We start from the raw sequence: 12,668 nt of genomic DNA on the forward strand, positions 1-12,668 counted from the left end.
GCCTTTGGGCTGCGTAACGTACAGCATGCGCTTCTTCCAAAACAAAGTGACCGCCAAAGATTTCCAAGCCGCCGTTTCCGCCGCGCGTATCGAAATCCAGCGCATCAGCAAAATGATGAAGCGTACCGGTTGGGATTTCGCCATCGGCACCTCCGGTTCGGCAAAATCCATACGCGACGTTTTGGCGGTCGAATTGCCACAAGAAGCCGACATTACCGCCCAAGGCATGCGTTATCTTGCCGATAGGATTATCGAAGCCGGTTCGGTTAAAAAAGCCAAATTTGAAAACCTCAAACCCGAACGCATTGAAGTTTTTGCGGGCGGATTGGCCGTGATGATGGCGGCTTTTGAAGAACTCTCGCTGACTAAAATGACCGTTACCGAGGCCGCACTCCGTGACGGTGTGTTCTACGACTTAATCGGCCGCAGCCTCAATGTCGATATGCGCGAACAGACAACGGCAGAGTTCCAAAAACGCTACCACGTCAGCCTCAACCAAGCCAAACGCGTTGCCGATACCGCGCAAGCCTTTATGAACAGCCTGTGCCACGCCAAAAACGTAACCGTTCAAGAGCTTGCCCTGTGGAACCAATACCTCAGCCGCGCAGGTCGTTTGCATGAAATCGGCTTGGATATTGCCCATACCGGTTATCACAAACACTCCGCCTACATTCTCGAAAACGCCGATATGCCGGGCTTCTCACGCAAAGAGCAAACCATTTTGGCGCAACTGGTTATCGGCCATCGCGGCGACCTCAAGAAAATGGCGGACATTATCGGCAACAACGAAATCATGTGGTGTGCCGTATTGTCCCTGCGCCTGGCCGCCCTCTTCTGCCGTTCGCGCCTGCCGCTTGATTTGCCGCCGCAAACCCAGCTTCGCGTCGATGAAAACAACCACAGCTTTATCTTGCGCATCAACGCCCAATGGCTGGAGCAACACCCCCTTATCGCCGATGCGCTGGACTACGAAAGCGCGCAATGGCAAAAAATCGATATGCCTTTCTCGGTTCAAGCACAATAAACCGCGCTCCGTTATAATAGGCAGCTTTTCAAAATCCAAACCGCAGGCCGTCTGAAAACGACAGCCTGCCATACATCAAGGAAAACCATGAGAAAACCCCAACGCGGCTACGCCCGCCAAGACCGTGTCAAAGAACAAATCATGCGCGAGCTTGCCGAACTCGTCCGCACCGGCCTGAAAGACCCGCGCGCCGGTTTCATCACCATCAACGAAGTCGAAGTCACCCGCGATTACAGCCACGCCACCGTGTTCTATACCGTCCTCGACGACAGCACACGCGACATTACCGAAGAAGCTTTGGAACACGCCAAAGGCCATTTGCGCAGCGAATTGGCCAAACGCATCAAACTCTTCAAAACGCCCGAGCTGCATTTTAAATACGATGAATCACTCGAACGCGGCATGAGCATTTCCAGCCTGATCGACCAAGTGGCGGCGGAAAAATCGGTTGAAGACTGATTGATTAAAACACGCAGGCCGTCTGAACCCTTTCAGACGGCCTGAACATTAATATTCCTTAATTAATATGACTAATAAACCCACCAAACGCTCGATCAACGGCGTTCTTCTTCTCGACAAACCTGAAGGCCTTTCCAGCAACACAGCCCTGCAAAAAGCGCGACGCTTGTTCCGTGCCGAAAAAGCCGGGCATACCGGCGTACTCGATCCTTTGGCCACAGGGCTTTTGCCTGTTTGTTTCGGCGAAGCGACCAAGTTCGCCCAATATCTGATTGATGCCGACAAAGCATATACGGCCACGCTGAAACTGGGCGAAGCCAGCAGTACGGGCGATGCCGAAGGCGAAATCATTGCCACCGCACGCGCCGATATTTCATTGTCCGAATTTCAGACGGCCTGCCAAGCCTTAACAGGCGATATCCGCCAAGTGCCGCCTATGTTTTCCGCCCTCAAACACGAAGGCAAACCGCTGTACGAATACGCACGCAAAGGCATCGTTATCGAACGCAAAGCGCGCGACATCACCATTTACTCCATTGATATTACTGAGTTTGATGCGCCTAAAGCCGTGATAGACGTACGTTGCAGCAAGGGTACTTACATCCGCACCCTCAGCGAAGACATCGCCAAACACATCGGCACATTCGCCCACCTGACCGCCCTGCGCCGTACTGAAACCGCCGGTTTTACCATTGCTCAAAGCCACACGCTCGAAGCTTTGGCCGAATTGGACGAAGCCGAACGCGATGCCTTGTTGCTACCTTGCGATGTCTTGGTACAACATTTCCCCAAACTTGAGTTAAACGACTACGCCGTTACCATGCTCAAACACGGCCAACGCCCCCAATTTACCGAAGACATTTCCGCCGAGCAGCCCATCCGTGTGTACAGCAGAGACGGCACATTTATCGGACTGGTGGAATATCAAAAAGAAATAGGCCGTCTGAAAGCCTTGCGCCTGATGAATACCGCCGACAAATAACTTCCTGTAAAGAGAGCCGATCATGAAAGTCTATACCGCCGCCCAGATGCGCGAACGCGAACAAGCAGCCGTCGATAAAGGCACAAGTTTCGACCAACTGATGGAAAACGCCGGCAGCTCAGCCGCCCAAGACCTCATGCAGCGTCATCCTCAAGCCGGACGCGCCCTGATCGTTTGCGGCAAAAGCAACAACGGCGGCGACGGCCTAGTCATGGCAAGATATATGCAGGCGCAAGGTTGGCACATCGACATTCTGTTTTCACTCGGAGAAAACCTCTCCCCCTTGGCTCAAACCAATCGCGAACGCCTCAACGGTTTGCCCCATATTGAATTGATATCCGCACAAGAACTGGAAGGCCGTCTGAAAAAAGGTTACGACATCATTATCGAAGGCATATTCGGCACAGGCTTCAGCGGCGCGCTTCCAACCGAAATCGCCGCCCTCTGCCGCCAACTCAATCATTCAGACGGCCTGAAAGTCGCCCTCGATATTCCCACCGGCCTCAACTGCGACACCGCCGAAGCCGATCCCGACACATTCCGCGCAGACCTGACCTACACCTTTGCCGCCTACAAACCGGCACACTTAAGCGAGTCCGGCAAAACCTATTGTCAAGAAACCGTCTGTTTGCCTATTGGCATTGATTAAATGCCTATAAAAAACAACAGGGTGCAATTTTGCACCCTGTTATTTTTGCTTACTTCCAAATCTGCGCCAATTTAATCCCCAGCGCCGTCAAACCAAACGAACCGAAAACATGCAGACAGGTTGCCATCAAAGCTACGCCCCAACGTTGCGCCTGCATCAAACCCACCATTTCCACTGAAAAACCTGAAAATGTGGTCAAGCTGCCGAGAAAGCCGGTAATCCAAAGCAAACGCCATTGCGGATCGGTTAAGAGTTCCACCAATACACCGATCAGCAGCGCACCCAGCCAGTTTGCCGCCAATGTACCGATAGGAAAAGGCGCAGAAGACACCAGCACCAAGCCAAACAGCCAACGCAATACAGCCCCGACAGCGGCACCGCAAACAATGGGAAAAATATAAGCAAACATAACAAGTTAAACATTCAATTCAAAAAACAGGCCATCCGGTCATTAGGCCGTCTGAAAACCAAGCAAGGATATCTTCATATCTTATTGCCAAATCTTAGGCGCGGATTTCAAATACCTGTCGTCATCGAAAGTACAAATCCATTGCGGCTTGAGCGCGATAAAAATAGCTGTTGAAATACCGCTCAAAAATGCCTCTGCCCAAGCGATTAAGAAGAAAACAGGAAAAGCAGTTTTCCACAATACCGCCGTATCAAACACATCCGCCCAGTCCAACAAACCGACCAAAACCACACCGGTAAACACCATTCCGACCGCCGCAGCCCAAAAACCATTCAGAAAAATAAAGATAAAGATATTGGCAGGCAAACGCGATACCCAATGGCGGAAACCCAAGTTCACCAACAAAGGCGGAAGCAATACGGACAAGGCGTTGATGGGAAACATATGCCAATCGCCCCAAAGCCACAAATATGGAAAAAACAGTAAAACGCCAAGGCAGAATGTAGCAGAGGTGCCCAGCATTAAAGCCGTCAGGTTTAAAGCAAGCAGATGATAGCTCATGCCGGCCAGTTGTCCGCTTTCAGGGGAAGCATTCAAACTCCAAGCCAGCGGCAACATCACGGCAGCCACCAAGAATGCGGAACGATGCTGCGATACTGACACCCATGCCTGCTTTGCACACAAAGCAAAAATCACCAGCAACACAGGCCATGCCGCCATCACGACACCAACGGGAAACCATCCGTTTTGAAAAATCATCATCTCATCCGCAAAATGTTCAGACGGCCTATTATACGCATCTCAAGCCATAGCTTTGGCAATCCTGTTTGCCTTTGCCGTTAAAGCTTGTTTCGGCTGGTTTTGTTTACCCGAAAAAAGCGTTAGAATAACGGACTTTGCCGTTTAATTAAGGGGATGGACGCATGCTTTGGACAATATTGGCTTTAATTCTGCTGGCTGTCATAGCCGGCTTGTTCTGGTGGCGCCAGAAACAAGAGCAAAAGTGGCGCCATGAATTGGCCCGACTCAGTGGCGACGAACAAGAAATAAACGAAGAAGACAGCCCGGTCGGTTTTTTCGACCAACTGGACAGCCTGAAACGTTTGTTCAGCATGAACAAGCGCACTGCCGACAACCATAAAATTGCCCGCATCCGCCTGCTTTCCGTGCTCGAACACAATAAAATGAAACGCGCCGAAACAAACGAAGAGCACGCAGCAGAACCGTTTACCGAAGAGCTGGAACACATCACAGCTACCGAAGAAGAAATCAAAGTTGCGCCTAAAACCCGCAAATCTGCCAAACCGGAACGTATTCCTAAAATCACGCCGTTTGCACAAATGGAAACGCCCGAATACAGCCCGTCTTTGGTGCAAAACAGCAATTTTGAAGAAATCACATTAGAAGAAGCCACCCGTTCCCTGCACGAAGCAGCGGTTGAAGAATGGAACGAGCATTTGGCCGAAAAAAATGCGCCAATTTACAAAGACGAAGTCGAAACCCCATTATTGCGCGCTTCATCCCTGCCGATGACCGGCATGGAAATCATCGACTATAACGACCCTATCTTGCGCCGCACACGCGAACGTGCCTTGGCGCGTGCCAATAATGTCCGCGTGGCAGAAGCCAATGCGCCGCATATCGAAACCGTTCAGACGGCCTTAAGAACTGCCGAAAAAGAAGCCATCCTCCCCTATACTTCCATGCAGGCATTCCCTTCTGAAATCCAAGCGGAAGATATTCACAACAACCTTGCCCGCCGCACCGCCGCCCGCCACAAACTGGCCGAGGCCGTCGCCCCATTACGCGGCTACTCTCCGCGCACCATCGAAAATGACGAAATTTTGGCCAACTTGGGACAAATCAGCCGTCCTGCCAGCTTGCGCCGTCAAGTTCGCTATACCGAAGCGGCCGCCGAAAGATGGGCGCGTAAACAAGCTGCCACGGAAGCTGTTGCACCACGACCTGCCGCACCGGCAACGCCGTCCCGTCCGAAACCGGCTGCGCCTGTTAAAAAATCCCCTTATATCTCCCGACCTGCCGCGCCAAACGCAACCGTAGTCGAGCCGCCTGCCGTACCGGTTGTCCCTATGGCTAAAACCGATATTCCTGAACCGCCTGTTTTCCAAACCTCGATTGCGCCGATTGATATCCCCGAACCGCCTGCTTTTGAACATAAAATCCAAGTACCGATTTTTGATGCACAAGTCAATGCACATGTCAGCAATCAGCCTGAACGCAGTATCCGTGATTATTTAATCAGCGAATCTGCCGTCGAAGAAGCGGAATTCGATAGTGAGCCGGAAGCTCCTGTACAACCGGACACAGAAGCTATTCAAGCGGTTGAAGCTATTGAACCCGTTGAATCCGTTGAAACAATCGCAAGACCGTCTGAATATACACAGACAGTCGTTGAAACGCCTATTCAAACCGTAGAACCAAGCGTTCCAGAGAATACATCAAACGTAGTTCTTCCGACTTCGGCAACACTTACCGATGCACGCCTGCCGACTACCGCCCTGCTTCTGCCGCCGCAGTTTGACCCAAGCGCATCGCAAACTGAAGAACAGTTGTTGGAAAACAGCATTACCATCGAAGAAAAACTGGCCGAGTTCAAAGTTAAAGTCAAAGTGATGGACTCCTATTCCGGCCCGGTCATTACGCGCTACGAAATCGAGCCTGATGTCGGCGTGCGCGGCAGTGCCGTTTTGAACCTCGAAAAAGACTTGGCGCGCTCGCTTGGTGTGGCTTCTATCCGCGTGGTGGAAACCATCCCCGGCAAAACCTGCATGGGCTTGGAATTACCCAATCCGAAACGCCAAATGATCCGCCTGAGCGAAATCTTCAATTCGCCTGCGTTTACCGAATCTAAATCCAAACTGACTCTCGCTCTCGGCCAAGACATTACCGGCCAGCCTGTTGTGACAGACTTGGCCAAAGCACCGCATCTGCTGGTTGCCGGTACGACCGGTTCGGGTAAATCCGTAGGCGTGAACGCCATGATTCTGTCCATGCTCTTCAAAGCAACGCCTGAAGACGTGCGCATGATTATGATTGATCCGAAAATGCTGGAGCTGAGCATTTACGAAGGCATTCCGCACCTGCTCGCCCCCGTCGTAACCGATATGAAGCTGGCCGCAAACGCCCTGAACTGGTGCGTCAACGAAATGGAAAAACGCTACCGCCTGATGAGCTTTATGGGCGTGCGCAATCTTGCCGGTTTCAACCAAAAAATTGCCGAAACCGCCGCACGTGGCAAAAAAATCGGCAGCCCGTTCAGCCTCACGCCTGAAAACCCTGAGCCATTAGAGAAACTGCCGTTTATCGTGGTCGTGGTAGATGAATTTGCCGACCTGATGATGACTGCAGGCAAGAAAATTGAAGAACTGATTGCCCGTCTTGCCCAAAAAGCCCGCGCAGCCGGTATCCATTTGATTCTTGCCACCCAACGCCCAAGCGTGGATGTCATTACCGGCCTGATTAAAGCCAATATTCCGACACGCATTGCCTTCCAAGTGTCCAGCAAAATCGACAGTCGCACGATTCTCGACCAAATGGGTGCGGAAAACCTGCTCGGCCAAGGCGATATGCTGTTCCTGCCGCCCGGCACCGGTTATCCGCAACGCGTACACGGCGCATTCGCATCCGACAATGAAGTACACCGCGTAGTGGAATACTTGAAACAATTCAGCGCACCTGACTATATCGACGATATTTTGAGCAACGGTTCCACTGAAGACTTTACCGGCACCAGCCGTAGCAACGACAGCGACTTCGACCCCATGTATGACGAAGCCGTTTCCATTGTCTTAAAATCGCGTAAGGCCAGCATTTCCAATATCCAACGCCAACTGCGCATCGGCTACAACCGCGCCGCCCGCCTGATTGACCAAATGGAAGCCGACGGTATTGTTTCCCCTGCGGAAAACAACGGCAACCGCACCATCTTGGCGCAAAGCAGCGACCATCTGGATTAATTTATCCTCGCTTAAATCAAGGCCGTCTGAAAATTTTTCAGACGGCCTTTTTAAATCAGATAATGAGTTCAAAGATTCCGATCAAATTAATAATCTGTGAATAATATTACCTACAAAACCAAATGCTTTTGCATTAACGGTATTTGCTTCTCTATCAAATAAACTCAGCCTCAATAAACAAAATTCGACCTGCAAGATATATCCCTCTATCCATTTGTCGCCCTTTTCAGACGGCCTTTTGTCAAGACCGGAAAAAAACAGGTAAATCCGTTTTTCGATTAAAAGCAATATTATTATGATTCATGCCTTCGGCAATACCCCACCCTTTACGAGGAAAAACAAATGAAAAAATATTTTGCAGAATTTTTCGGCACTTTCTGGCTGGTATTCGGCGGCTGCAGCAGCGCGGTTTTGGCAGCAGCTTACCCTGAGCTTGGCATTGGCTTTGCCGGTGTCGCTTTAGCATTCGGTTTGACCGTACTGACCATGGCTTACGCTGTCGGCCACATTTCCGGCGGCCACTTCAACCCTGCCGTTTCCGTCGGCCTTTTCATCGGCGGCCGTTTCAACGGTAAAGACTTGTTGCCTTACATCGTATCCCAAGTGATCGGTGCGATTGCTGCTGCGGGCGTTCTGTATCTGATTGCTTCCGGTAAAACCGGTTTTGATGCTGTTGCTTCCGGCTTTGCCAGCAACGGTTTCGGCGAGCACTCTCCTAACGGTTACGACATGATGGCCGCTTTGCTGATCGAATTCGTCCTGACCACATTCTTCCTGATCATCATTATGGGTTCTACCGACAAACTGGCTCCAGCCGGCTTTGCCCCTATCGCCATCGGCCTGGGTCTGATCCTGATTCACTTGATCAGCATTCCTGTCACCAATACTTCCGTTAACCCTGCACGTTCTACCGGTGTTGCCTTGTTTCAAGGCGGCTGGGCTGTTGAACAGCTGTGGTTGTTCTGGTTGGCTCCTATTGCCGGCGCAGCAGTTGGCGCGGCTATTTACCGCTTCGTGTTGGCTAACGACGACAAATAATCTTGACGGAATGACATTCCCGGTGTGGCTGACTCCACAAACCGACCGCACCCAAGTTGCCGAGATACAAACGTACCGCCTGACTCAGACGGTGCGTTTGTTTTTGCCATGTTACAATACTTTCTTTTCTCACATTCTCAAACCATCATGCAAACCTTACCTTTTCAAACCGATATCGCTGACAGAATGCTGGTCAATACCGAAAACGAAACCATCCATCCCGATGCCGTATTCGTACAAACGCAAAACGGCTACTGGATTGCTTGGCACGACCAACAAGCCGCCCTGCTTGCCCCCGACACACCGCCCGATATTCCCTGCTTTTGGGTAGAAGGCGCAGAAAGCTTGGAAGAGCTGGTAAGCATGGTAGAAAACGGCGAATTTGACGAAGTTGAAGAATTTGACGGTGATGATGATGCTTGGCAAGAAGCACTCGGATGCGGCCATCATCATGAAGGACGCTGCGGATGCAGTCATTGAGATGCACAAAACGTCTGATTCCGGCACTTGCCTTTTGCCTGACGCTTAACGGCTGCGTTGTAGGTGCGGCTGTCGATTTGGCCACCACAACCGTCCTGACTGCCGGAAAATTGGTTGTCAAAGGAACGGGGGCAGTGATTGATGCCGCCATTCCCGACGGTAAAAAAGACAAGGATAAAGAAAAAGAGAAGGAAAAGAGCAAAGAAAAGCCAAAATCGGAAGAAATCATCTATAAGGAAGAGTCCTCCAACGAAGTAACGCAATAATCCTTCAGACGGCCTCAGTAAGGTAACCAATCCTACTGAGGCCGTCTGAACATTCATCCTTACATATAGCCCTGTTCGCGCAAAGAGCAGGTTTCTTTTGCCGTCACGATAAAATGGTCCAACAGCGTAATATCGACCAAACTTAAAGCCTGTTTCAAACGCTCTGTAAACTGTACATCAGATTCAGACGGCCTTGCCGAACCGCCCGGATGGTTGTGTGCCAAAATCAAACTGTCGGCATATTCATCCAATGCCAATTTGACGATTTCACGGATATAAACCGTATTTTCCGCTACCGTACCGCGCGACAATTCCCGTACCGCAATCAATTGATTTTGACGATTGAGCAGCAAAGCAACACTGACCTCGATTTTTTCATGCCCAAGGTGCAGGCGCAGATAATCCGCAACCGATTTCGGATTTGACAAAACAATCTGCTCCTGCAAATCTTCACCCAAAATCCGCCGCCCGATTTCTTTGACCACGGCAAACTGAGTATAGCTCGCCAAACCCATGCCCTTATAAGCAGCGAGTGTTTTGGCATCCGCACTCATCAGCTTCCCCAAGCTGCCAAATTCACCCAACAAATAACGCGCCAAATCAACCGCGCTCATACCGCGCGTTCCAACACGCAATAAAATTGCCAGCAACTCCGCATCACTCAACGCCGCCGCACCATGCGCCAAGAGCTTCTCGCGCGGCCGCTCCCCCTCGGGCCATTCTTTGATACTCATATTTTCCCTTTTATTTTGGGGCTGACGTAGATTAGCCCTAAATTCCACACCAATCCCGCAGGATTTTAAGCTGTTGAGACGGTGTGCCGAAGTTAAATCGAAATTCGCATTCTTTCAAGAACAGCGGGAAAGATTTGCGATCGATTCCGTTGTATTTTCGCAAGACACGTTTTGCCTGATTCCAAAAATTCTCAATGCCGTTAATGTGGTTCTGACGGTCGGCAAATTCCTTGGAATGGTTGATGCGGTAATGGATGAAACCGCTCACATCCAACTTGTCGTAGCTGCTCAGGCTATCCGTGTAAACAATGCTGTCCGGCATGATTTTCTTTTTGATGACGGGGAGTAACGTTTCAGACTTGGCATTATCCACCACAACGGTATAGACCCGTCCGTTGCGTTTCAGAATACCAAAGACAACCACTTTTCCTGCCGCGCCGCGACCACGTCTGCCTTTACGCCGTCCGCCGAAATAGCTTTCGTCCAACTCGACAGGGCCCTCAAAAACCTCATCGGCAACCAAGGCCAGATAATGGCTGATAACCATACGAATTTTGCGGTAGAACAGAATAGCGGAGTTGGGCTGAATGCCCAAAATATCGGCAGCGGAACGGGCGGTAACTTGGAGTACAAAAAATTCAAGTAGTTTCTTTTGAACTCTCTTTCTTAATTTACAATTGGTTATCTGCATTTTCGTAGCCTAGCATAACTGCTAATCTACGTCAGTCCCTTTATTTTTTATATAGCGGATTTAGTTTCAATTTTGAGCAAACCGCCCCGCCCGATATAAAACGTAATCCATTATGGTTTTAGCAAATAAATGCAATTTGCGTATTTTATTCTATTTTGAATAATTATTTAAGACATATAAATAACAATTAAGCCACTTTGTGCAGAAAAACAACGTTACCCATTTTCGCTATCCTGTTCCCCTGCCTGCCTTTCCTTTCATATTTGTTTCAAATCAGTCGATACAAGCAATTTCATATTGCCCCTATGAGGCTTAGGCTAATATAATATCGAGTTTGCCGAGAGCAAAAGCTTAGGCTTAAACTGCTTTCTATCCACGCTGCCCGTGCGCTTTACAAGAGTTTCAGACGGCCTCCGTCTGACTCCCGCCAGCAATCAAACAGCTTTTTATCACCCATTCGAAAATCCGTTTTGCCGGTACTCGTCTTTCTTTTTGGAGTATTGCCATTATGACCGCAACCACTGCGTCTTCAGCCAAACCTTATCTGCAAATCCAAGGCTTGGTGAAAAAGTTTGGTGACAATTACGCTGTCGATAACATCGACTTGGACATTTACCAACATGAAATCTTTGCCCTTTTGGGCAGCTCAGGCAGTGGCAAATCCACGCTGCTGCGCATGTTGGCAGGCATGGAAAGCCCCAATCAGGGCAAAATCATTCTCGACGGCCAGGACATTACCAAGCTTGCTCCGTACGAGCGCCCAATCAACATGATGTTCCAAAGCTATGCCCTGTTCCCGCACATGAGCGTTGAGCAAAACATCGCTTTCGGTCTGAAACAAGACAAAATGCCTAAAGGCGAAATCGATGCCCGTGTGGAAGAAATGCTGCGCCTGGTGCAAATGACCAAATACGCCAAACGCAAGCCACACCAACTCTCCGGCGGCCAGCAACAACGTATCGCTTTGGCGCGCAGCCTGGCGAAACGTCCTAAAATCCTGCTGCTTGACGAACCTTTGGGCGCACTCGATAAAAAACTGCGCCAACAAACCCAACTGGAATTGGTCAACACGCTGGAACAAGTCGGCGTAACCTGCATCATGGTTACCCACGACCAAGAAGAAGCGATGACCATGGCTACCCGTATCGCCATTATGTCTGACGGCCAATTGCGACAAGTCGGTACGCCTAGCGACGTGTACGATTATCCTAATAGTCGCTTTACTGCCGAATTTATCGGCGAAACCAATATTTTTGACGGCGTCGTTGTTGATGACCGCGCCGATTTCTCCATCGTCAAATGTGACGGCTTGGAAAACCACGTCCGCATCGACCACGGCTTGGGCGTTCCGAACGACCATGAAATTTGGATCAGCATCCGCCCTGAAGACATTGATTTGCACAAAGAAAAACCAGAACACTTAGGCGCGCACAACTGGGCTCAAGGCACAGTCAAAGAGATTGCCTACCTGGGCAGCTTTGCGATTTACCACATCAAACTCGCCAACGGCCGCGTCGTCAAGAGCCAAGTTCCCGCACCTTATTGGTATGTGCGTAACATTACGCCGCCGACTTGGGATGAAACCGTCTATATCAGCTGGCCTGAAAACCAACCGACACCTCTGTTCAGTTAATTTGAGGGAAATGCGATGAACCTTAAAAAACTGAAAAATAAACTGTTCCGCCGCCCTGGACAGCGTGCAGTGATTGCCGTGCCGTATATCTGGCTCTTGGTGCTGTTTCTGATTCCGTTCGCCATCGTCTTGAAAATCAGCTTTGCCGAACAAGAAATCGCCATTCCGCCATTTACGCCGTTGACAACGATTGATGAAGATTTAGGCCGTCTGAACATTGCCATCAGCTATCAGAACTACGCCGACATTTTCCAAAACTTTTGGAATACGCTCAATCCGTTTGGCGACAGTGAAAACAGCAATATCTATCTGATGACCTACTGGTC

Annotated in this window: 13 protein-coding genes and 1 pseudogene; 10 read left to right on the forward strand and 4 right to left on the reverse strand. The window is 50.1% G+C overall.

Going from position 1 to position 12,668, the window contains the following annotated elements:
• The 4 genes from ACTHSP_RS12405 to ACTHSP_RS12420 all read left to right on the forward strand — a co-directional run.
• Positions 1 to 1,024, forward strand: a 1,024-nt coding sequence (locus ACTHSP_RS12405) for a Ppx/GppA phosphatase family protein (protein WP_440346191.1), incomplete at its 5' end; no start/stop codon positions are given.
• An 87-nt stretch (positions 1,025 to 1,111) separates the two neighbouring features.
• Positions 1,112 to 1,483: a 30S ribosome-binding factor RbfA gene (rbfA, locus tag ACTHSP_RS12410; RefSeq protein WP_250600170.1), complete on the forward strand. Its 372-nt coding sequence runs from the start codon at positions 1,112 to 1,114 to the stop codon at positions 1,481 to 1,483.
• Between the two features lie 67 nt (positions 1,484 to 1,550).
• Complete coding sequence (gene truB / locus ACTHSP_RS12415) at positions 1,551 to 2,465, forward strand: tRNA pseudouridine(55) synthase TruB (protein ID WP_440346192.1); 915 nt, start codon at positions 1,551 to 1,553, stop codon at positions 2,463 to 2,465.
• A gap of 22 nt (positions 2,466 to 2,487) precedes the next feature.
• The gene (locus tag ACTHSP_RS12420; protein WP_440346193.1) at positions 2,488 to 3,114 is read left to right on the forward strand and encodes an NAD(P)H-hydrate epimerase; all 627 of its coding nucleotides are present in this window, start codon (positions 2,488 to 2,490) and stop codon (positions 3,112 to 3,114) included.
• Positions 3,115 to 3,163: 49 nt separating this feature from the next.
• On the opposite strand, the gene ACTHSP_RS12425 is transcribed toward ACTHSP_RS12420, so the two are convergent.
• Positions 3,164 to 3,523, reverse strand: coding sequence for a CrcB family protein (locus ACTHSP_RS12425; protein WP_440346194.1), 360 nt, complete (start codon positions 3,521 to 3,523; stop codon positions 3,164 to 3,166).
• 81 nt (positions 3,524 to 3,604) lie between these two features.
• The gene (locus tag ACTHSP_RS12430; RefSeq protein WP_440346196.1) at positions 3,605 to 4,282 is read right to left on the reverse strand and encodes an energy-coupling factor ABC transporter permease; all 678 of its coding nucleotides are present in this window, start codon (positions 4,280 to 4,282) and stop codon (positions 3,605 to 3,607) included.
• Positions 4,283 to 4,446: 164 nt separating this feature from the next.
• On the opposite strand from ACTHSP_RS12430, the gene ACTHSP_RS12435 reads away from it, so the two are divergent.
• The 4 genes from ACTHSP_RS12435 (at position 4,447) to ACTHSP_RS12450 (ending at position 9,284) form a co-directional block, all read left to right on the forward strand.
• Positions 4,447 to 7,500 (forward strand): DNA translocase FtsK, encoded by a 3,054-nt coding sequence (locus tag ACTHSP_RS12435; RefSeq protein ID WP_440346195.1) that lies wholly within the window; start codon positions 4,447 to 4,449, stop codon positions 7,498 to 7,500.
• A gap of 342 nt (positions 7,501 to 7,842) precedes the next feature.
• The gene (gene aqpZ, locus ACTHSP_RS12440; RefSeq protein WP_049351637.1) at positions 7,843 to 8,538 is read left to right on the forward strand and encodes an aquaporin Z; all 696 of its coding nucleotides are present in this window, start codon (positions 7,843 to 7,845) and stop codon (positions 8,536 to 8,538) included.
• 147 nt (positions 8,539 to 8,685) lie between these two features.
• Positions 8,686 to 9,018 (forward strand): hypothetical protein, encoded by a 333-nt coding sequence (locus ACTHSP_RS12445; protein WP_049351639.1) that lies wholly within the window; start codon positions 8,686 to 8,688, stop codon positions 9,016 to 9,018.
• On the forward strand, positions 9,006 to 9,284 hold the full coding sequence (locus tag ACTHSP_RS12450; protein WP_049351638.1) for an NF038104 family lipoprotein: 279 nt from the start codon (positions 9,006 to 9,008) through the stop codon (positions 9,282 to 9,284). Before ACTHSP_RS12445 ends, ACTHSP_RS12450 begins: the two co-directional genes overlap by 13 nt.
• Before the next feature lie 59 nt (positions 9,285 to 9,343).
• On the opposite strand, the gene radC is transcribed toward ACTHSP_RS12450, so the two are convergent.
• Together radC and ACTHSP_RS12460 are read right to left on the reverse strand one after the other, a co-directional pair.
• Positions 9,344 to 10,018 (reverse strand): RadC family protein, encoded by a 675-nt coding sequence (gene radC / locus ACTHSP_RS12455; RefSeq protein ID WP_039863560.1) that lies wholly within the window; start codon positions 10,016 to 10,018, stop codon positions 9,344 to 9,346.
• A 37-nt stretch (positions 10,019 to 10,055) separates the two neighbouring features.
• Positions 10,056 to 10,709 (reverse strand): IS1595 family transposase, encoded by a 654-nt coding sequence (locus ACTHSP_RS12460; RefSeq protein WP_371464606.1) that lies wholly within the window; start codon positions 10,707 to 10,709, stop codon positions 10,056 to 10,058.
• Positions 10,710 to 11,217: 508 nt separating this feature from the next.
• Between ACTHSP_RS12460 and ACTHSP_RS12465 the strand changes: the two genes are divergently transcribed.
• Positions 11,218 to 12,342, forward strand: coding sequence for an ABC transporter ATP-binding protein (locus ACTHSP_RS12465; protein ID WP_003685445.1), 1,125 nt, complete (start codon positions 11,218 to 11,220; stop codon positions 12,340 to 12,342).
• Positions 12,343 to 12,357: 15 nt separating this feature from the next.
• A pseudogene (locus ACTHSP_RS12470) lies at positions 12,358 to 12,668 on the forward strand (putrescine/spermidine ABC transporter permease); the annotation flags it as partial.

Source organism: Neisseria sp. P0001.S005, from assembly GCF_051963715.1.